The following is a 22,559-nucleotide window of genomic DNA, read 5'->3' on the forward strand; positions in this document are numbered from 1 at the left end:
ATAGAGACAGGCTATTATTTTATGGCATCGCTTGTATTGACTTCATCTAGTGTTTTTCCAAAAGCCATTTTTTCAAATATTTCTTGAGGTATAGGTTTAGAAAAAACATATCCTTGTATCATATCACAATTAATTTTCTTTAGATATTCCATCTGTAAGATTGTTTCAACACCCTCCGATATACTATTCATATTTAATTTTTTTGCCAGTTCAACTACAGATTCTATTACATGATTTTCAGATATATTATCTGCATTGGGAGCACTAAAAAATGCTCGGTCAAGTTTTAGAGTATCGACTTTTATTTCTTTTAGCATGTTAAGTGAAGAATATCCGCTTCCAAAATCATCTAGTGAACATTGAAAACCTTCCTCATGGATTTGGTCTATTACATTGAGTAACATTTGTAAGTTATCAAATACAAGTGTTTCAGTTAATTCGATTTCCAAAAGTTTAGCAGGAACATCGTATTTATCACGAATTGTTTTGTATTTTTTCAAAAAATCTTTATTATTTAAATGGGCACGTGAAAAATTAACTGAAATAGGTATTGGAGTTTCTCCATTGTCTATCCATTTTCGTATCATGGCACATGATTTTTCAAACACATAATGGTCAAGTTTGATGATGAAGCCATTCTTTTCAAAGAAAGGAATAAAATCATTTGGTGGAATAAGACCTTTATCTGGGTCTTGCCATCGTACTAACGCTTCTGCACCTACAATATTATTGTTTTTAAGGTCTACCTTAGGTTGGAGGTAGACTACAAATTCATTATTATCTAATGCTTCTTCCATTCTATTTTCCATTTCTTTTTCTTTAAGCATTCTCAAACGTTCTAAATCACTATAAAATACACATGTGTAAAGTGGATGATTTACAGCATTTCCTTTAATATTTTTTCGTGCTACATTTGAACGGTCTTGAATTGATACTAGTGGTATATTTGGGTCATCAATTTTATAGACGCCTATAGAAAGAGCTATGAAATATTTACATTCTTTATCTTTATTAAAACTGTTAATATCGTTTGTAATATTTTCTATGTACTTAAGAATTTCTTTCTGTGAAATAGTTTTAATAAGAATATTAAACTGGTCATTAGAAACTCTACAAAGTAATTCTTTTCGTTCCAAATAATTAGCAATTACATCATGTATGTATTTTAATGTTTTATCTCCAGCGTCACTACCAAAAGAATCATTAATAAGTTTGAACTTCTGAATATTTATAGATACTAATGAATAGGTTCCTGATGAAGATGATTGTATGATTTCTTTAGCTTCCATATCAAAACGTGCCTTACTATAGCCTTTAGTTACAGGGTCTACATAGGCGATTTTTATAAGTTGTTCTCTATTTTTGCGATTTATAAATATAATTGATATGATAAGTAATAAAAATAATATAATAATTAAAATGTTGATAAAAACTACTTTTTTTAGAAGTAAATCAAACTGTGCATTTGCTACTTTTACTGGAACAATTGAAAGTAGGTATAGATTTTCTTCTTCCAGAGGAACATAGTGCATTGCTTTATAAATACCATCATCCAATGTAAAGTACATAGAACCTTTTTTGTTCTCTTTTAAGTTTGCTTTCATTTCTCCAAGAGTATTTTTACCAGTATAGCTTCCATGTTTTTTAATTGTGTCGAAAAAGTTTACAACATTTTTTGGCGCGTTTTTGTTGTCTGAACTTACAATAAAATTTCCATTTTTGTCAATGATTTGAGAAAATCCTTCACCACCAAAACTTTCCACGCTTAGTAAAGTTCTCATAGTATCAAGAGTATTCCAAGCAGTAACAGCTCCGACTATTTTATCATTTTTATAAAGTGGTACAGAATATAAAATTCCATATATACCAGATTGAGATTTGATTGGAGTAATTGTCTCTTCACCTTGAAGAGCTTTTCTATAAAAATATTGTCCTTTAACATTACCTGTACTTTCATCAGTGCCTATAAAACTCCCATTAGAATTGACAATACCTAACCAATCAAACTCCAATAATTTTGATTTTTTAGATAAATATTCAGTGACATTTTTATTGTTATCACTAAACTGAAAATAAGTATCCCCTATAGAGTATAATATTTTAAATATACTTTTACATTTTACATTAATTGTAGTGGAGACACTCTCTGAGATTTCTGTAAGATAGCGTTCTGTTTCACTATGAGTTACTTTATGTAGTGTCATAACAAAAGTAATACAAACTAAGGACACAATTATAATAAGAGTTAGCAATAAAGTAATTATTATTTTTTTATTTTGTGCGCTTTTAGTATACATTTTTTATATTCCATCCTCCATCTTTTATTGGCTTACAAAGAAGACTCCTCTCAGACATATTATACCAAATATTTATATCTGTGAAGGCGCTAAATTTTATTTTTACGCTTATTCTTATGTAGATTCTTTTAAAAAGTAGGGAAGATATTCTTATAATTTATACTGGAATTTAATTAAATAATATTGTTATGAGTTATAATATTTTATAAATAAAAAAAGAACTGTTTTCAAAATTATTTTAACTATTTTGATACAGTTCTTTTTGGGGTTGAAAAAACATTTATAAAGGATTTTTAATTTATAGTCTCTGCATAAATATTGAATTTATAAAACAATACCTTATATTTATTACAAACTAGAATGTAGATGAAATTCTGTAAATACCAAATTCTCTATGACCAAGGCTTTCAGCTTTAGTGTGTTTGCCATTACATACTTCTACTATTTCATCGAATATTTCTTTACCTATATCTTTAATTTTAGCACCTTCTGTTATAATTCTACCTGCATTTATATCAATATTATCTATCATTTTGTTGTATGTATCACTGTTTCCAGTAATTTTAATAACTGGTGAAATTGGGCTTCCTGTTGGAGTACCTCTACCAGTTGAGAAGATTACAATCTGTGCACCACCTGCTACCATACCAGTGATAGAATCTATATCTTGACCTGGAGTATCCATAAAATATAATCCTTTCTTATCTGAAGGTAAAATCTCAGCATATTCAAGAGCACCTTTGAATGGTTTGTCCCCTGCTTTATACATACAGCCAAGTGATTTTTCTTCAATTGTTGATAATCCACCAGCTTTATTACCTGGAGTAGGTTGACCACTGCGTAAATCTTCTCCCATAGTGATTGCTCTTTTTTCTACATCACTTACAAATTTAAGAAACTTTTCTTTCATGTTTTCATCTTCAAAGCGAGTAGCCAATAAATGTTCTGCACCAATTACTTCTGTAGTCTCACTTAATATACTACTTCCACCTTCGTCTATAAGAAGATTTGATGCAATTCCTATTGAAGGGTTTGATGCGATTCCACTTGTTGGATCAGAGCCACCACATTCAAGTGCCAATGTAATTTCGCTCATATCAAATTCAACTCTTACTTCTTTTGATATTTCACGAGCCATATGACCTGCTATTTCAGCACCTTTAGCTATTGCTTTTAGTGTTCCACCACATTCTTGTATAACAACATAGTCAACTTTTTTTCCTGTTGTAGATATTTCAGATGCTAAATCTTTTGCTTGAATACCATCACATCCAAGGCCAATTACTAAAACAGCAGCTACATTAGGGTTTTTACCAAATCCTATTAATGTTTTTGCTGTAAGCTCTATATCAGAGCCAATTTGACAACATCCATGTTGATGTGGGATAGCTATTGCTTCAGGAACAAGTGCTGCAATTCTTATGGCTGTCTCACTTGAACAGACAGATGTTGGAATAACTAAAACATGATTACGAATACCATATTGTCCATTTTCTCTTAAATAACCCATTAATTTCATTTTTATTACCTCCTATTTTTTATCTCCACGACCACGTGTACTTTCAATATTATGTACATGAACATAGTCACCAGTTTTTATGTCAACTGTTGCAATTCCTATAATCTCGCCATATTTATAAACAACATCACCTTTTTTTACATCTTCTGTAGCCATCTTATGAAAAACAGGAATATTATCATTTACTATATAAGATTTTCCATCAATTGAAACTTTTTCACCTTTAACTAAAGGTCTAACACATGTAACTAGATTGTCTTTTTCATTTGCATGAATAATTGCGTTCATACTTTTACCTCCTCAAAATATTAGTTTACTTCTATGTTTTTATTTGTTTTAAAAATAGCTTTTTTTCTTTTTTCTCTTTTATCCAAATAGGAGACGAGCATTGGACAACATATTGCTGTAACAATGATAGCAGCAGCAACTTGTACTGTTGAAACGGCCGCAATTGTGGCAAGTGTAGGGTCAATAGCGGCTAAAGCTTCAGGAGTACCAGCTGCATTACCTGCTGTTGTACCAGTAGCTGCACCTACTGCTGGATGTTCTGCACGTATAAGTTTCATTACAAAATATCCACCCATACCTGTTATTAGAGTTACAGCAAGACCTAGTATAACTCCAGGGAATCCAGCAGTTATAATTTGGTTAAAGTTTAATGCAGCTCCTAGAGGAAAAGCAAAGAAAGGTATTAATAATGTTGTACCAGGTGCAAGAAATTCTCGTATATCTTCATCGAGATTACCAAGTATAAATCCAAGTAGTATTGGTATGAGTGCTGCAAATAAAGCTACTATAGGTACATTTGCAAGTCCAGTTACCCCAAAGGCAAGCATCGTAAAAAATGGACCATCATTTAGAGATAATATAGATATCGCACCAACATCTGTAGAATCTCCATATTCACCAGCAAGAGCAGCAAATAGACCTCCATTTGAATTAGTCATAGTAGCAACTATAGCAAGAGGTGTAATACCAATTATGCCTTTAGGACCAATGAATTTACTAACAATAATACCTAGTACTGCACCAATTATAAATTTTGTTGCCGTGAGTACTATGCCCTTAGTCAAAGGTTTGCCTGCTTGTCTTATGTTGATTTGAGCGCCATTACATAGACAAAATAGAGCAAGTATACTCATTGCACCAGTTTTAAATAAGGAAGTTGTAAATCCTCCAATTTCAAGAGCCTGTGGACATACTGTATTAAATAGTGCTCCCAATAGCAGGGGACAGACCATAAGTCCTCCTGGTATCTTTTTCACCGATTTTAAGATATGCATCTAGTATCACTCCTTTTAATTTTTATATAAGTATTTAAAAGCAATTACTATGCCAATAGAGGTGTCATATAGTTTTAATTTTTATAAGTATTTTTAATATTCGTATAAAATACTGTAGATTACTTAGATTAAAAAAAATATATGGAAAAATATAGCGAAAAAAATAATCTATTTATTATGTAGTAGAATTTTAAATAGAAAAAAATAAACGTTTTATGTATTAAAATTAAACATAAAACGTTTCGATATATTATATATGTATTATTTTTAAACATCACTTTCGATTTCTTTTAACTTTCTCCATAGAGTAGAGCGAGTGATTTTTAGTATTTCACAAGTTTTTGTAGTGTTTCTATTATTTTCATTATAGACTTTGTATATATATTTTTTTTCTAGTGTTTTTAAGTCTAAGTTATTATATTTAAAATCAGCCTTATCTGTATCAGTTATAGTATTTGCACATTCACTATTGTATTTTTCTGATAAAATTGAATCAAATGATTCTATAATAACAGCTCTCTCGATTATTCCTTCTAATTCTCTTATGTTTCCTTCATATTCTTTTTCAAGAAGAGCTTGTCTGATATTTGGAGTGATAATTAAAGGTATCTTATTGTATTTAGCTGAATATTTTTTTATGAAAAATTCTGATAATTTTATTATATCTTCTTTTCTCTCTTTGAGTGAAGGAAGGTACAATGTTAATATATTTATTCTAAAGTAAAGGTCTCGTCTAAATAAACCATCACGCATCATATCTTTTAGGTCTTTATTTGAAGCACAAATTATTTTTACATCTATGGGAATAACTTTATCACCACCAATTCTCATAACTTGCTTTTCTTGTAAGACTCTTAATAATCTTCCTTGAAGTTCAATTGGAATTTCACTTATTTCATCGAGAAAAATTGTTCCTTCATGTGCCAATTCAAATACACCTGTTTTTCCTTTTTTTCTTGCTCCTGTGAATGAGCCCTCTTCATAACCAAAAAACTCACTTTCTATTAAAGATGGAGGTATTGCAGCACAGTTTACAGCAACAAAAGGAGCATTTTTACGTTTGCTATAATTATGAATACTTTGACAAAATAGCTCTTTACCAACACCAGATTCCCCTGTAATAATCATTGGAGTATCATAACAAGCATATTTTTTTGCAACTTCTATACAATCTTTTGTTTTTTCACTTGCATAGATTATATCATCAAATGTATATTTGGCAGAGAGACCTTTGTTTAATAGACTTCTTCTTATTGTGTGTTCAAATGAACTTATTTCCTTACTGTCTTGAAATGTAGAAACTGCCCCTTGAATTTGACCATCAACGATAATTGGAACTCTATTTGTGATGATTTTTGTACTTCCTATATTCTGTATTTCACCAATTTGTGGTTCCATGGTTTCAACTACTTGAGGTAAAACTGTATTTGGAATAATATCTATAACATTATGATAAAGTGCATTTTCTTTCTTTATACCAAATATTTTTTCAGCACTCTTATTAAATAATGTGATTTTAAAATTTTTATCAACTGTTATTATTCCATCATGTACAAAATCTGTCATAGCTTCTATCTGTAATCTTCTTTTTTGTTCATCTTTAGTTGCGTCTAGTATTTGTTCAGCTTGTTGAATGGCTCTAAGTATGTTTTCTTCTCTAGATTCAATTAATATTCCCTTACAATTAAGTCTTTCAACAATATGTGCAACAGTAGTATCACCTATATATGTATTGATGCCTTTTTTTCTATATTTTTCTATAGCATTATAAATTTCTTCTTCCTTTTCAATTTCAATCATCGTTATTTTCTTATTCAATATTTCTTCTATAATATCAAAGCCATATATAACATTATTAAATCCAATTATCCCAAATGGTTCATTTGAATTTTTAACTTCCTTATAGCTTTCTATAATATCATAAGCATCTACTTTAATCTCAACTATAGGTATGTTATACGTTTCTTTTAACATATTGTAAGTTCCACCTCTACTTATGATAATTCTAGTACCATGGTTAATACTTTTTTCGGCGAGTGGTATTCCTTCTTTTAAGTTACCAAATACAACGTCAATGTTTGTATACTTATATTTTTTTACTATGTGAATCGATTTTTCATAGGTTCCTTTAGTAGGAGCAATAACAAGTATTTCTTTCATAATAATTCCTCCATATTTCATCAAATAAACTTAAAGATTATTATTATAACTAAATTTTATTAGTGATATTTTAATATTTTACTTTATATTTAATTATAAATAAAGTATTTTTAAATAAATTATTATAAAAGACTGTATAAAAATAAGATTTTAGAATTCTAAAGCTTTTTTAAATACAGTCTTTTAATATATAATAACATCTATTTGTCAAATCTATTTACCTTAAATAATCTCATATTTTTATCTTCTTCTCCAAGATATAGCTTACTAAGCATTATACCTCCTAGGATTGCAAAAAGTATTCCATTAGCTCCATAACCTAAACAGTACCATAAGTTGTGATTTTTGTTATCAGGTCCAATAAAACCTAAGTTATCTAAAGTAGAAGCAAAGCAACCACAATACTTGTAATCAACTTGTATATCTTTTATGTCTTTAAACATACCTTTTAGTCTTTGTTCAAGAATGTCATATTTTTTATTTGCTAAAGTTTCATTTTCTATATCACTGAAGTCTACATCTTCGCCACCTATAATCAATCTATTATCTTTAGTGGTTCTTAGATAATTATATGGGTCACAATTGTCTCTAATCAGAATATTGTCTTTCCAAGAATCAATGTCTTTAAGTGGTTTTGTAGCTATATTAAAAGTATTAGATTTAGTTGCGAAGTTTCTATTTGTAAATAAACTTGTATTATATCCTGTAGCCACAATTAGTTTTTTGCCATAAACTTTATAGCCATAAGATACTTCAGCTGTTACTTTATCATCTGAAAAGTCTACTTTTTTTACTTCTGTATTTTCATATACTTCAAGACCTTTTTTCAGACTTACATCAATGAGATGATGACTATACTTGTATGGGTCTATTTCTCGTCCACCATTTTTTGCTATCAATCCAGACTTTAAATCGAAACTAAAAGGGTTTGTAGATTCATCGATATATTCAACATCAAATCCATTTTCTTTTCTTAGATTATATTCTTCTTTTATAGCTTTAATTTCAAGTTTACTGGCAGTGTAAAGCAAAGTGTCTCTTTTTGCATAATCACACTTATTTCCATGTAATTCTATAAATTTATCTAATTCTTCAAGTGCTGATACGCAAAGATTGTATGCTTTTAAGGCATCAGTTAGAGTCATGACTTCTGTTAAATCTATCAAATTGTCATCCAATTCATATTGTAAAAGTGATGTGGTTACACTAGTACTTCCATGTGCAATCCTTCCTTTTTCAAGGATAACTGATTTTATATTGTTTTTAGCTAGATAGTATGCACAAATACATCCTGTTATACCACCTCCAACGATTATAACATCTGTATCAATATCATCAGTAAGGTATGGAAATTGTCTTGGAATTTTATTTATACTGGTAAAAATAGGCTTGCCTTTTACATATTCTTGATTCATATATTTCACTCCTAACATTTATTATGTATGAGTGTATTATTTTCTATAGCAAATAATATTATACATTTTAAATGTTTATATAAATGGGTATGTATAAATAAAAATATGATAACATTTTAGTGTAAAACATATGTATAATATATTCATAAGTAATTTGGTATATAATGATGATTAACAAGTAAAAAAGATTGAATAAAAGTTAAATAAAAATTTAAAATAGGAGGTAGATTTATGCTTTCAAAAGATATAGTTTCAAAGGTATTGGAAAAGTGTTTAATTACTGGCGGAGATTTTGCTGAGATTTTTGAAGAAGACACTATAAATAATTCTATTGGCTTAATAGATAATAAAGTAGAAAATGCAATAGGTGGAAGAAACTATGGTATAGGAATAAGAATATTTAAAGGATTAAAGAGTATATATGCATATACAAGTGATAATTCATTGAATAGTTTATTAGACATAGCGTATAAAGCTGCTATTGCTTTAGGCAAGTTAGAAGAGGGGAAGAGTGTTATATTAAATGACAGTATTAAAATAAACAATCTACATAATATAAAAATCTATCCAAATTCAATAGGTAATATAGATAAAGTAAATGTCATGAAAATTGCATATAAAAGTGCAAAAGAATTTAGTAGTGATATATCACAAGTAAATGTAACTTATTCAGATAAAGACCAAAAAGTACTAATTGCAAATACTGAAGGAATTTATGTGGAAGATAGAAGAATAAGAACTAGATTGGGAATAAGTTCAATTGCATCTAAAGGTAATGAAAATCAAACGGGATTTGAAGGACCTGGAGGGTGTAAAGGATTTGAAATATTTGAAGATATAGACCCAGAATACTATGGAAGAGAATCTGCTAGAGTAGCACATACTATGCTACATGCAAAAAACTGCCCAGCAGGTAATATGATGGTGGCAATAGATAATGGATTTGGAGGAGTAATATTTCATGAAGCTTGTGGACACTCTTTGGAAGCTACAGCAGTTGCAAAAGGAAATTCTGTATTTGCAGATAAATTAGGTCAACAAATTGCATCTACAAAAATTACAGCGATAGATGATGGGACAATACCAAACTATTGGGGTTCTATGAACATAGATGATGAAGGAAACAAAACTCAAAAAAATATCTTAATCGAAAATGGAATTTTAAAGTCTTATATGATAGATAAACTTAATGGTAGACGAATGGGAATGAAGCCTACAGGAAGTTCTCGTAGACAGAGTTATAAATTTGCTCCTACTTCGAGAATGACTAATACTTATATTGCTGCTGGAGAAGATAAGCCAAAGGATATTATAAAGTCAATATCAGATGGTCTATATGCCAAAAAAATGGGTGGAGGCTCTGTAAATCCTGTAACAGGAGAGTTTAATTTTGCAGTTTCAGAAGGTTATTTAATAAAAAATGGAGAAATAAAAGAAGCAGTTAGAGGAGCTAGTTTAATTGGAAAAGGTAGTGATGTACTTATGAATATAGACATGGTTGGGGATAACTTAGAACAAGCTCAAGGTATGTGTGGTTCAGTATCAGGAAGTATACCAACCAACGTAGGTCAACCTATGATAAGAGTAAAAGAAATTACTGTAGGTGGAAGATAGGAGGAATAAGTATGGAACTTAAAAATTTTAAAGATTTACTATTTAAGAAAGCTCTAAATGAAGGCTTTGAAGAGTGTGAAGTGTATTATTCCACAGTGGAAAATCTAATTATAAATATATATGAAGAAGAAGTTGAAAAATACAATCTTGATAAATCATTTGGCTTATCATTTAGAGGAAAGATAAGTGGGAAGATAGGATATTCTTATACAGAAATTTTAGATGATAAAGCTGTTGATATGTTGATAAAAAATGTAAAAGATGGGGTAAGAGCTATCGAAAATGAAGATGTACAATTTATATATGAAGGCGACAAATACTATAATGAAGTAAAGACTTATTCTAAGGAACTAGAAAATTTAGAAGCAGATAAGTTGATTGAATTAGCTTTACAAATGGAAGAAGAGACTAAAGCTTATTCAGATAAGGTAGTAAACTTATCTAGTTGTACTATATCTTATTCAGTAGCAAGTAGTGGCATATATAATACTAAAGGATTAGAGTTAAGTAATAAAACTAATCTGCTTATAGGGTTTGTAGTACCAGTTATACAAGACAATGGACAAAAATATGATGGAGTAGGATACAATATAGCAACTACTATTGAAGAAATAAATCCAAAGGAAATAGCAAAGCTCGGAGTTGAAAATGCGTTATCTAAAATAGGCGGAAAGAGTATACCATCAGGCAAATATAAAACTATATTATTTAATGAAGCAATGGTATCTTTACTTAGTACATTTTCTGGAATATTTAATGCAGACTCAGCTCAAAAAGGATTATCTTTGTTGAAAGATAGAGAAGGAGAAATGATAGCGTCTCCTATAGTTACAATAGTTGATGACCCACTTTTAGAAAATGGTATGGCATCTACTCCTTTTGATGATGAGGGTGTAGCTACTTTTAAAAAAGAAGTTATTTCAAATGGTAAACTTATGACATTACTTCATAATTTAAAGACCGCTAATAAAGCAAAAGTAAAGACTACGGGAAATGGAATAAAAGCTTCATATGCATCACCTATAAGTATATATCCAACTAATTTATATATAGAGAAAGGAAATATATCTTTAGATGATATTATGAAAGAAGTAGGGGAAGGTTTGATGGTTACTAGTTTTGCAGGGCTTCATTCAGGTGCAAATTCAGTAACAGGAGATTTTTCTTTAGCAGCTAAAGGTTTTTATATTAAAGATGGTAAAAAATCATTTCCAGTAGAACAAATTACAGTAGCTGGTAATTACTTTGATTTATTAAAAGATATTGAAGTTATAGGGAATGACTTAGAATTTCCAATGAGCAGTATAGGTTCACCTTCAATTGTTATTAAAGAATTATCAGTAGCAGGAAAAGATGAATAGAGATAGAAAATAATTGCACAAATATAAAGATAAATATGAATCCATGTTAATTTCTATTAGCATGGATTTTTTATTAATTTAAGTTATTTATTAAACCCTAACCATCCTAATAAAAGCATATGTTAAATCTTTGATGCATATAATTAATATCAATATTTAAATCTAAAGGAGGAGATACCATGAATGATGCACACTATGATATGCATAAGAGAAAGGGATACTCAAGTGACGAGCCATACCCAGAAATAAAAGTATTGGGAAAAAATAAGTATTATGCAGAACTATTAATGGATGATTATGCTGGTGTATCAAGTGAATTTACAAGTGTAAATCAGTACTTATACCATAACTTTGATTTAGATGAAAATTATAAAGAGTTAAATGAAATGTGGATAAATATATCTATAACAGAAATGTTACATATGGAGATATTAGCAAAAACTATAAGATTATTAGGTGGAAATCCTATATATAGAGGTTCTTCAAGTTCATGTGGTGCATATTGGAATGGTGGTTTTGTATTTTATGGAGATTCTATTTGTAGTAGATTAAAATCGGATTTACATTTAGAGTATGTGGCTATTGAGAATTATTATAAGGATATAAGTATTATTGAAGACCCTTATATAAAAGCTATATTAAATAGAATAATTTTAGATGAAAAGGTTCATGTAGGTTTGTTTAAAAAAGCAATAGAAAAGTACTGTAAATAGAATATAATGTTTAATTATTAACTATTTTATTCATATATATAAAACAACTATCATACATTTTCTTGAAGGGAGTTGCTAATGATATGTATTATGTACGTGTGAATGACATAAATATAGCAGTGTATGATTTAAATCCAAAGGCTAAAAAAACAGTTCTATTTATACATGGCTGGCCATTAGGACATAAGATATTTGAATATCAAACTAATATACTGCCAAAACTTGGCTACAGAACAGTTTCAATTGATTTAAGAGGTTTTGGTAACTCTGATGCAACAGCAGGAGGATATACTTATAGTCAGATGGCTGATGATATTTATAAGGTGGTACATGCTATTGGATTAGAAGATTTTACTCTTGTGGGATTTTCAATGGGTGGAGCAATTGTACTTAGATATATGAGTTTATTTAATGGATATGGAGTATCAAAACTAGTCTTAGCTGCTGCTGCGGCACCATCATTTGTAAAAAGGCATCCAGAATTTCCATATGGTATGACACGTGAAGATGTTAATAAGTTAATAGCTCAAGCATGTACAGATAGACCTGAAATGGTAACTAATTTTGGGGAAAAAGTGTTTGCATCAAATCCATCAGAAAGTTTTAGAAGGTGGTTTAATGATATTGGTTTTAGTGCATCAGGGATAGGAACAATTGGAACAGCTGTAGCTTTAAGAGATGAAGAACTATTTAATGATTTAAAATGTGTAAGAGTGCCTACAGGTATATTCCATGGAAAATTAGACCAAGTTTGCCCATATGAATTTGCAGTTTTTATGAATGAAAGGATAGAAGACTCAGTTTTATATACTTTTGAGTATAGCGGTCATGCTATATTCTATGATGAGCTTAAATTATTTAATCAAGAATTTTTACAGTTTTTAGAGGAATAGAAATATTTTATTAATAATTAAAGATATGATGATGTTATATAAAAGGGGCTGTCTCAAAATAGAGAAAGGCCTCTTTTTCATTGTTGAAATGATGAAAATATAGTTGATTAGTTGATTTCATACAAAAAAGAGTGCCTCATAAATTAAAAAGTTCATTTTGAGACACCTCCTTTATTTTTTTTGGTAGAAAATATTACCAAATAGCATAAAATATGACTTTTAAGATTTAAAATTTTTTCAAAAAGTGCTACAATAAACCAAATTGTTGTTTTCTATATTCAGTAAGCAGGAGGTGGTGATATGAAAAAACATAATATTTTATTTGTATCAACTGATGACAAAATAAATATGGATATCTCAGAACAATTAGAAAATATTTTTGGAGAATTTTGCAATATAGATAATATGGTTTACATAGATAAAATAAATATAGAGATATTAAAGTATGAATTAATAGTATGTTCAGATAATGATATAAAAGAATATATACACAATAATATTGATAAAAATATACCTATTGTGATAATACATCGTACAATAAATATTGAACATATAAATCAGATAATTAGCATAGAAAATGATTCTGAAGTTATGGTTATAGATGATTATAAGGAGTCAGCAGATGAAACAGCTAAGATAATTAAAAAGTTAGGTTTAATTCATATTAATCTTATACCATATTATCCAGGGTGTGATAAGGTAAATTGCGAGGTTGGAATTATTACAGGTAGTAGAAATAATGTGCCACAAAATGTAAAACAAATAATTGATATAGGTGATAAAATAATCGATATAAATACAGTCATAGAAATTTTTACAAAACTTAATATATCAATAGATAAATTACATATTATTAAAGAAAAATATAATGAAGATACTGTAAGTGGATATAGGTATTATACAACTATGAACAAAACTATGAAGAGTTTCTTAGAGATTATTGATGAAGGAATAGCCTCTATTGATAAATTAGGCAAATTTATATACTGTAATAAAATATTCTCAAATCTAGTTGGAATAGACCAAAATAAAATTATATCTAATAACTTTATGGATTTGTTTAGTGACAAGGTTGTTAAAAAAATGTTTTTTCAAGAGGATGAAGTTAATGATGAAGTAGTAAATCTAAATAATAAAAAACTTATAATTAATAAGGTAAATGTATACGAAAATCATGAACGTGTAAAGAGTATTATAAGTATTAAAGACATAAGTGATATACAAACACTTGAAGATAAAATCTATAATAAATTTCAGACAAAAGGATTCGTATCAAAGTACACATTTGAGAATGTTGTGGGTGAAAGTAAGATAATAAAAGAAAAGATTAATATTGCAAGGAAAATAGCAGCTACAGATTTTTCAGTTTTAATACTTGGAGAAAATGGAACTGGAAAAGAGATATTTGCTCAAGCAATACATAATGAATCTCTGAGAAAGAATAAACCATTTATTGCAGTTAACTTATCTTCTTTATCAGATACTCTTATTGAAAGTGAACTTTTTGGCTATGAAGAAGGAAGCTTTACAGGAGCAATAAAAGGTGGAAAAATGGGGATATTTGAAAGAGCTCATACAGGGACAATTTTTTTAGATGAAATAGGTGACATATCCTTAGATGTACAACAAAGGCTTTTAAGAGTTTTACAAGAAAAAGAAGTTATGAGAATGGGTGGAAGTAAAATCATACCAATAGATGTTAGAATTATAGCTGCAACAAATAAAAATTTAAAACAGAAAATTAAAGAAGGTTCTTTTAGAGAAGATTTATATTATAGGATTAATGTACTACATATAGAAATACCTAAACTTAGAGAGCGAAAAGAAGATGTACCTCTTATAAGTGAGTATTTTTTAAATGAAATAAACAGTAATAAATGTTTTACAGAAAAATCAATAGAGGCATTAAAATTATATAAGTGGCCAGGCAACGTAAGAGAGCTTAAAAATTTAATATATTATATTGATACTATAGTAGAAGAAGATATCGTGGACTATGAACATTTACCAGAACAATTTAAATTTGAAGAAAATAATATTTTAGTCAATGAAAAGTTTGATTCAATTATTTTGGATTTTAAACAATCGAATTCTTTAAATGAAAGTATTTGTATATTGAAGAATATAGAAATTTGGAATAATAAAAATATATCATTAGGAAGAAATAAATTACAAGAAATCTTAAAAGAAAAAGATGTTATCTTGAGTGTAGACCAAATAAGACAGAGAATAGATAAATTAAAAAATCATGGATTGTTATTATCTGGTATAAAAAAACAGGGTAGCTTTATAACTAATGAAGGTAAAAATTTTATATCGTATGTAAAAATAAAGGGGAAAATATAGGGTGTCAAAAGAAAAAAACACCTTAAAAATCCCCTATAATAGTTTGAAATAAATAAAGATAATTTTGAATATTAATATAATTTTTAAAATAGTGAATTAAAAATAAAAAAACATTTCTAATAAACAGTAGTAAATCGTCAATTTATTACTGTTTTTATTTTTATAATAATTGAGTATACAATTAAAATTTATATTTTGGCATGTTAATTGCTCTATAGTGTAAATATAAAAAATTGTAGAACTTGGAGGAAATTATTATGAAATCAGCTTATAAAGGATATGAAGCCTATAGTTATTTGGAAAAGGGAAAAGATATTTCATCTATTGAAATGTGTAAGGGAGACAAGAGAGTTGATGAGTATCTTATTGAGTTAGATGATATTCAAGAAGCAAAGGTTAAAAGTATTGTAGATGAAAAAGTATTTATATCTTTACATGAACATCCTGTTTTATTTCCAGAATATTTAGAAAGAGATATATTTGAATACAATAGAGAAGGTAAACAAAGATGTGCTTATGAGGCATTATCAAGAGGGTATTATGATGCTATATTTGATAATTTAATGGATGGTGTATGTACAATAACATCTAATTCAGGATGGAAATGGGATGATATATTAATTGATTTAGGTATGAGATTATGTGACTTAGCTCATCAAGATTTTGTTATAAAGTGTGAAAAAGTAGAAGATATATATATAGCAAAAAAAGAAGGAAAAGTAGCTTTGATACCTACCCTAGAAGGAGCTGCACCAATAGAAAATGAACTTGATAGAATAGATATTCTATATGGATTTGGCATAAGGTTAATGGGTATAACATACAGCGAATCTAATGCATTGGGTTCAGGATTGAAAGAAGAAAAAGATGGTGGACTTACGAATTTTGGTAGAAAAGCTGTTGAAAGAATGAATAAGATTGGAATGGCTATAGATTGTTCTCATGTTGGAGTTCAAACGACACTTGATGTTATAGAACACAGTAAAGACCCAATAATATTGAGTCATGTTGGGGCAAGAAGTCTATGGAACACAAAGAGATTGACTCCAGATGAAGTACTAATAGCATGTGCTAAAAAGGGTGGGGTTATAGGTGTAGAAGCAGCACCACATACTACAATAACTGAAAAAAACAAAGAACATTCAATAGAGTCATTTATGGAACATTTTGAGTATATTAAAAGTTTAGTAGGGATAGACCATGTAGCTTTTGGACCGGATACAGTATACGGTGACCATGTTAAATTACATTCAGTGTTAGCTGCTAAATTTGATATAAAAAAGATAACTGGCACAAAGGAACATCCTAAAGTAGAGTATGTGAAAGGTCTTGAAAATCCAACTGAAACTTCAAAAAATATTGTTAGATATTTAGTAAAACATGGATATAGTGATGAGGAAATAGAAAAGGTGTTGGGTGGAAACATACTTAGAGTGTTGAATAAGGTCTGGAAATAAGGTTTAAATATTTTAATAAAATTTGAGGATTTATAGGGAGGTTTTTTGCAATGGATTATTTAAAATTAGCCAATCATCCACTTTTGTGGATAGCAAGTACAGTAGCTGTGTCAATAGTAGTAGTACAATCTCTTGTATTTGCTATAAAATCTTGTAAAGTTGGGAAGACGATGGGGATAACTGACAAGCAAATAAAATCAGCTGTTAAGAGTAGTGCTATTTCAGCTATAGGCCCATCAATGACTATATTTGCTGGGATGGTTTCACTTATAGTAACTATGGGTGGACCTATAGCATGGATGAGATTATCATTTATAGGTTCTGTAATTTTTGAATCTATGTCAGCTGGATTTGGAACAGATGCACTAGGGATAACTTTGGGTTCTCCTGAGATGACAAAAGTAGCATTTACAAATGCAGTTTGGACTATGATATTAGGTTCTTTAGGGTGGATAATATTTACATTATTATTTGGGCATAAGTTAGATAAAATAACGAATGTTATTTCTAGTGGTAAGAAATCATTTATACCAATAATATCTGTAGGAGCAATGTTAGGTTCATTTGCATACTTAAATGCTGATAGAGTATTGCGTTTTGACAATGGAACAATTGCTTGTATAAGTGGGATGATAATAATGGTAATACTATGTATGATTGAAAAAAAGAAAAATATAAAATGGCTGAGAGAGTGGGGTCTTACCATATCAATGTTTAGTGGAATGATAATAGGTTCAATAATATAAGGGGGGAGTTTTATGAGTAAAGTAAAATCTATATACAACGAAGAGTACTTACCTTTTATGATAAGGTATGGGAGATTGACATTATCTTTAGGTATTATAGCAGCATTAGTTCCTGGAATAATTTTAAGTTTTGGATTTGGTCTTATGCCTCCAATATCAGCATTATTAGCAAGTACAATGGCAATCGTTAGTATGAGTGCACCAAACTACATAATAGAGCCAGTTTCTTATTCACCAATTTTAGGAATACCAGGAACTTATATGAGCTTTCTTTCTGGAAATATATCTAATATGAGACTGCCATGTTCAATAGCAGCTCAAAAAGCAGCAGAAGTTGAATCAGGAACTGAAGAGGGTTCAATAATATCTACTATAGGAATAGCTGTATCTATTCTAGTAAATATAAGTATTTTGACTTTTGGAGTAATTTTAGGAGGAAGTGTATTGTCTAAAATACCACCTGAAGTAGTAGAAAAATTGAATTTAATTTTACCAGCTTTGTTTGGGTCAGTATTTGGACAAGTTTTTTTACAAGATAAAAAGCTAGGATTAGTAGCAATTGTAATAGCTGTATTAACTATTATATTATCAAAGCAAGGTATAATACCACAGTCTTTAGTAGTTCTTATATGTGTATTTGGTACTATATTGATTGCAAGAGTTATGCATAAAGATAAACTTAAGGACTAGTAAAAAAGATAAACTTAGAGGCTAGTAAAATTAAAAAAGTAAAAAGTTTAAAATATAAAGAATTATAGTAAAGGCTACTGCAATAAAATTATATTTTAAGGGGTGAATAATGTGGTATATGATTTAGTTTTAAAAAATGGATTTATAGTAGATGGTACTGGACAAAATGGTTTTTATGGAGATATAGCGATAAAAAATAACTTAATAGTGAGAATAGATTCTGAGATAAATGATGATACAAATAAAATGATAGATTGTCATAAAAGAGTTGTAACACCTGGATTTATTGACCCTCATGTTCATGAAGAAATAGTAGCAATATTAGATGGTAAATTTGAAAAATTCCTAAAACAAGGTGTTACAACAACTATAAATGGTAATTGTGGTCATTCTATAACACCATATTCTTCTGAAAATGTATATGAATATATGTATAAGAATGGTCTATTACTTGAAGAAGAAAAAAAGTATCTTATAGATAAAAATAAGCATTGGAATAGTTTTACAGGATATTGTGACCTTATATCTAATAGTGGAATAGCTATTAATATGGGATTTCTATTGGGTCATGGCACTATAAGATGGAGTGTTATGGGAGGGTCTAAAGATAGACCACCTACAGAAGAAGAAAAAATAGAAATTACAGAGATAATAAATGATGGTATGAAAAGTGGGGCTTTTGGAATATCTACTGGATTGGCATATATACCAAGTAAGTATGCTGATATTGATGAATTAGTTGAGATTGCAAAACTAATAAAAGAACATGATGGTATATATACGTCTCATATTAGGGATTACATAGGAAGATATAATGCAGTAAAAGAAACTATAGAAGTTGGTGAAAAAAGTGGAGCTAGAGTACAAGTATCCCATTTAAGCCCAGTTGAACTAGATGCATTTGATGAGATATTAAATGCTAGAGACAATGGTGTTGATATTATGGTTGATACAGTACCAAGAAGTTCTGGACATTGTATGAAGAAAAAAAGAGTACTTCAATTTATTATGGCAATATCATCTAGTTTGTTTGAATTAGGTATGGATGGCGTTATGGATGCCCTTAGGAATGAAGAAGGAAGAGCCCTGATATTAAAAGAGGCATTTATACTTGGAGATAGAGGTAGTATAATACTTCTAAATACCAATAATATTGATATGGAAAAGAAATCAATACGTGAAATAGCTATACAAAAAGGTATAGATGAGAATAAGTTATTACTAGATTTACTTTTAGATGGAGATGAAGAACTTATATTTTGCCTAGGAGGAATGTACAGGGGAGATTTTCCTGATAAATTACATGATAAAAAGATAATAAATAATCCATTTGTTATGGTTGGTTCAGATTGTTTGTTTAGTGTAGGTGGAGATATGTCATGGTTTGAGCTTCAAAGAAGAGGGGCATTTCCAATTTTCTTTGATATGTATAAAAAATCAGGTGTTAGATTGGAAGAAGTAGTAAGAAGGGTAACTTCATTGCCAGCTAACCAGTTTAAAATAAAGGATAGAGGTATACTTAAAGAGGGTAAAATAGCTGATATAACAGTAATTGATATGGAAAACTACAGCTACCCTAGGTCTGAAGAGATTGACTTCTCAAATCCACAGTTATTAGCTAGAGGTGTTGAATATGTAATTGTAAATGGGAAAATTGCATTAGAAGAAGGTAAAGTTACTAAAAATCAATGTGGTGAAGTATTAAAAAGATAAAATATTAAAAAATAATAAAAATTTAGAAATTAAATAAATAGATAGTAAAAAAACGAAGTTTGAATATTATTTAAATAAAAATCACTCTTCGTTTTTTTATAATAGTATTAAATCTTAATTTATATGGACAATAAAAAGCATGTACAATAAGAAATGTACAAAAAATAATTTACTTTTATAATAAAAAAATTGAGATTTTTATTTATTGAAATATGTAGAAAAATTGGGAAAATAAATGGTTATAATTTTGAAAAAGAAATTTTTTGTAAGTAGATAAAGATAAACTTCTTCTAGAAAATGTTAAAAAAATATCTAGCAAAAGAGAGTTTCAATATCAGAGAATGAGAAAATAATAAAAAATAGTTATTACTTTTTATATATATTAAAATAATATTATATTATAAAATATATATACTATGTCTAATTTAATTAAATAAACGATAAAATATTTATATTTATCCAATAATTAAGATTTTTATGATATTTAATAAATGTTAGTTACTATTTATTATTTATTATATTTACTGAAATAGCGTTATATGGCGAAAATAAGAGGTTGCATATATTTTATAGAAATAAATATTAAAACGAATATTGATAAAAAAATAACGTAAATTTAAAAATTAAAGTGTTTTAATACTGATTTTATTCTACAGATTGATTATTATTTTTACTTTAATAATTCTAAATAAAACTAAAATTAAATTATCAGAATAATCTTGACAGTCTAAAATCGTGACTGTATAATACAATTAAAAATCGGATTAATTACCTAGCTTACAAAAAATAAAAATAATGCTAAAAGCAAACGTTTTATTTTTTTAGTAACTAATCCTCCGCCACTCCTTAAATTAGAGCTTTTCTAATTTCAAAATGTATTACTAAAACTTCATAATGTAACTGTGCAATATTTATTAGGCTCTAACTTTTAAGGTTACTAATAATTTATTACATGGCTCCATACATTTGGCGGCAATGGCGGGAGCGATAAGGGGTAAGATATGGAAAATTACAAGTATGGATTTAATGACAAGCCAAAGCTTCTAACAGCAATACCACTTAGTATGCAACATGTTTTTTCTGCTTTTGCAGGTACTATGTCGGGTGCCATTTTAGTAGCTGTGGGCATGGGTCTCTCACTAAGTGAGACTGCATTTTTGATTCAATGTTCGATGTTGATTGCAGGGGTGAGCACCATACTGCAATCTATGGGAATTGGACCAATAGGGTCACGGTTACCAATTGTTACTGGTGGAAGTTTCACCTTTGTAGCACCATTAATTGCCTTAAGTACAAATAATGATGTTGGTATTGCTGGAGCTTTTGGAGCAGTACTTGTAGGAAGTTTAGTTTTAACTTTAGTAGGACCTCTTGCAGTAAAGTATTTACATAAATATTTTACACCTACAGTTACAGGAAGTGTTGTTTTGGCAGTAGGTTTATCACTTATGAGTTCTTCATTTGACTATGCAGTATCTTTTGATGCTCATGGGCCTAATGTAGTTGCTAATTTTTCTTTAGCTGTATTTACATTGTTGTTGACACTTATTTTAAATCAATTTGGAAAAGGTTTTCTCAAAGTAGCATCCATAATAATTTCAATAGTAATAGGCTATGTAGTAGCAGTAATATTTGGTATGGTTGACTTTTCTAGTATGGCACAAGCAAATTGGTTTGCAGTGCCAAAGCCTATATACTGGGGATTGGAGTTCAACTTGGGTGCTATTATAACCATATGTACAATTCATATTGTGACAGTTATGGAAATAATAGGAGATACGACAGGGGTTGTTAGTTCTGTTGAAAACCGTCTACCTACGCAAAAAGAATTGATGAGAGCTGTTAGAGCAGATGGAGTTGGAAGTTGTTTTGCAGCTTTGTTTAATGGGCTTCCAGTCATATCAGGTAGTCCAAACATAGGAATAATTTGTATGACAGGAGTTGCAAGTAGGTACATAGTAGCACTTGGGGGAGTAATGTTAGGTATATTAGCATTTTTCCCAAAGTTTGCCCAAATATTAGCTTTAACACCAGACCCAGTTATTGGAGGTACATTAGTTATGATGTTTGGAACAATTGCATCATCAGGTATTAAGGTTATTGGAATGGGAAAGATGACAAATCGTAACATAACAATTTTAGCAGTTTCGCTGGGCATTGGTATGGGTGGTTATTTTAATCAAGCTGCATTAGCATTTTTACCAAGCATTGTAGTCACTTTAATGACTGGTATATCTGGAACAGCTCTATTATCTTTAATACTAAATATCGTATTGCCTAAGGAAAAAGAGGATGTAGTGGAAAGTAAAGTAAGTTGTAAAGCTTAGAGAACGTAATTCTAAAGGATATCCA

Annotated in this window: 16 protein-coding genes; 10 read left to right on the forward strand and 6 right to left on the reverse strand. The window is 29.2% G+C overall.

All coding sequences use genetic code 11. The annotated features are described in order from the left end of the window. Positions 1-14: 14 nt before the first annotated feature. From KGF41_RS05020 to KGF41_RS05045, 6 genes are all read right to left on the reverse strand, one after another. Positions 15-2,297, reverse strand: coding sequence for an EAL domain-containing protein (locus tag KGF41_RS05020; RefSeq protein WP_227827664.1), 2,283 nt, complete (start codon positions 2,295-2,297; stop codon positions 15-17). A gap of 355 nt (positions 2,298-2,652) precedes the next feature. Continuing rightward, the gene (locus tag KGF41_RS05025) at positions 2,653-3,816 is read right to left on the reverse strand and encodes a UxaA family hydrolase (protein WP_227842544.1); all 1,164 of its coding nucleotides are present in this window, start codon (positions 3,814-3,816) and stop codon (positions 2,653-2,655) included. Between the two features lie 12 nt (positions 3,817-3,828). Beyond that, positions 3,829-4,104, reverse strand: a complete 276-nt coding sequence (locus tag KGF41_RS05030) for a UxaA family hydrolase (RefSeq protein ID WP_009891186.1) — start codon at positions 4,102-4,104, stop codon at positions 3,829-3,831. Between the two features lie 20 nt (positions 4,105-4,124). After that, complete coding sequence (locus tag KGF41_RS05035) at positions 4,125-5,099, reverse strand: 2-keto-3-deoxygluconate permease (RefSeq protein ID WP_227839653.1); 975 nt, start codon at positions 5,097-5,099, stop codon at positions 4,125-4,127. 267 nt (positions 5,100-5,366) lie between these two features. Next, the gene (locus tag KGF41_RS05040) at positions 5,367-7,259 is read right to left on the reverse strand and encodes a sigma 54-interacting transcriptional regulator (RefSeq protein ID WP_227827661.1); all 1,893 of its coding nucleotides are present in this window, start codon (positions 7,257-7,259) and stop codon (positions 5,367-5,369) included. Positions 7,260-7,459: 200 nt separating this feature from the next. After that, on the reverse strand, positions 7,460-8,674 hold the full coding sequence (locus tag KGF41_RS05045) for an FAD-dependent oxidoreductase (RefSeq protein ID WP_227842545.1): 1,215 nt from the start codon (positions 8,672-8,674) through the stop codon (positions 7,460-7,462). Positions 8,675-8,905: 231 nt separating this feature from the next. Between KGF41_RS05045 and KGF41_RS05050 the strand changes: the two genes are divergently transcribed. From KGF41_RS05050 to KGF41_RS05095, 10 genes are all read left to right on the forward strand, one after another. Further along, positions 8,906-10,288, forward strand: a complete 1,383-nt coding sequence (locus tag KGF41_RS05050) for a TldD/PmbA family protein (RefSeq protein ID WP_227827659.1) — start codon at positions 8,906-8,908, stop codon at positions 10,286-10,288. 11 nt (positions 10,289-10,299) lie between these two features. Further along, entirely contained in the window at positions 10,300-11,649 is a 1,350-nt protein-coding gene (locus KGF41_RS05055; RefSeq protein WP_227827658.1) for a TldD/PmbA family protein, read from the forward strand. Between the two features lie 179 nt (positions 11,650-11,828). After that, positions 11,829-12,362 carry a ferritin-like domain-containing protein gene (locus KGF41_RS05060; protein WP_227827657.1) on the forward strand — a complete coding sequence of 178 codons (534 nt, stop codon included), beginning with the start codon at positions 11,829-11,831 and terminating at the stop codon, positions 12,360-12,362. A gap of 83 nt (positions 12,363-12,445) precedes the next feature. Then, positions 12,446-13,255, forward strand: coding sequence for an alpha/beta fold hydrolase (locus KGF41_RS05065; protein ID WP_227827656.1), 810 nt, complete (start codon positions 12,446-12,448; stop codon positions 13,253-13,255). Positions 13,256-13,555: 300 nt separating this feature from the next. Next, entirely contained in the window at positions 13,556-15,601 is a 2,046-nt protein-coding gene (locus KGF41_RS05070; RefSeq protein WP_227827655.1) for a sigma-54 interaction domain-containing protein, read from the forward strand. 257 nt (positions 15,602-15,858) lie between these two features. Further along, complete coding sequence (locus tag KGF41_RS05075) at positions 15,859-17,058, forward strand: dipeptidase (RefSeq protein ID WP_227842546.1); 1,200 nt, start codon at positions 15,859-15,861, stop codon at positions 17,056-17,058. A 50-nt stretch (positions 17,059-17,108) separates the two neighbouring features. Further along, on the forward strand, positions 17,109-17,804 hold the full coding sequence (locus KGF41_RS05080; RefSeq protein WP_227827653.1) for a DUF5058 family protein: 696 nt from the start codon (positions 17,109-17,111) through the stop codon (positions 17,802-17,804). 12 nt (positions 17,805-17,816) lie between these two features. Further along, positions 17,817-18,494: a hypothetical protein gene (locus KGF41_RS05085; protein ID WP_227827652.1), complete on the forward strand. Its 678-nt coding sequence runs from the start codon at positions 17,817-17,819 to the stop codon at positions 18,492-18,494. Between the two features lie 111 nt (positions 18,495-18,605). After that, on the forward strand, positions 18,606-20,207 hold the full coding sequence (locus tag KGF41_RS05090; RefSeq protein WP_227827651.1) for an N-acyl-D-amino-acid deacylase family protein: 1,602 nt from the start codon (positions 18,606-18,608) through the stop codon (positions 20,205-20,207). A gap of 1,001 nt (positions 20,208-21,208) precedes the next feature. Further along, positions 21,209-22,534 carry a uracil-xanthine permease family protein gene (locus KGF41_RS05095; RefSeq protein WP_227827650.1) on the forward strand — a complete coding sequence of 442 codons (1,326 nt, stop codon included), beginning with the start codon at positions 21,209-21,211 and terminating at the stop codon, positions 22,532-22,534. The last annotated feature ends 25 nt before the right edge of the window (positions 22,535-22,559 follow it).

Origin of the sequence: Clostridioides sp. ZZV14-6150 (assembly GCF_020657875.1) — a bacterium.
In the GTDB taxonomy this organism is placed as follows: Bacteria; Bacillota; Clostridia; order Peptostreptococcales; family Peptostreptococcaceae; genus Clostridioides.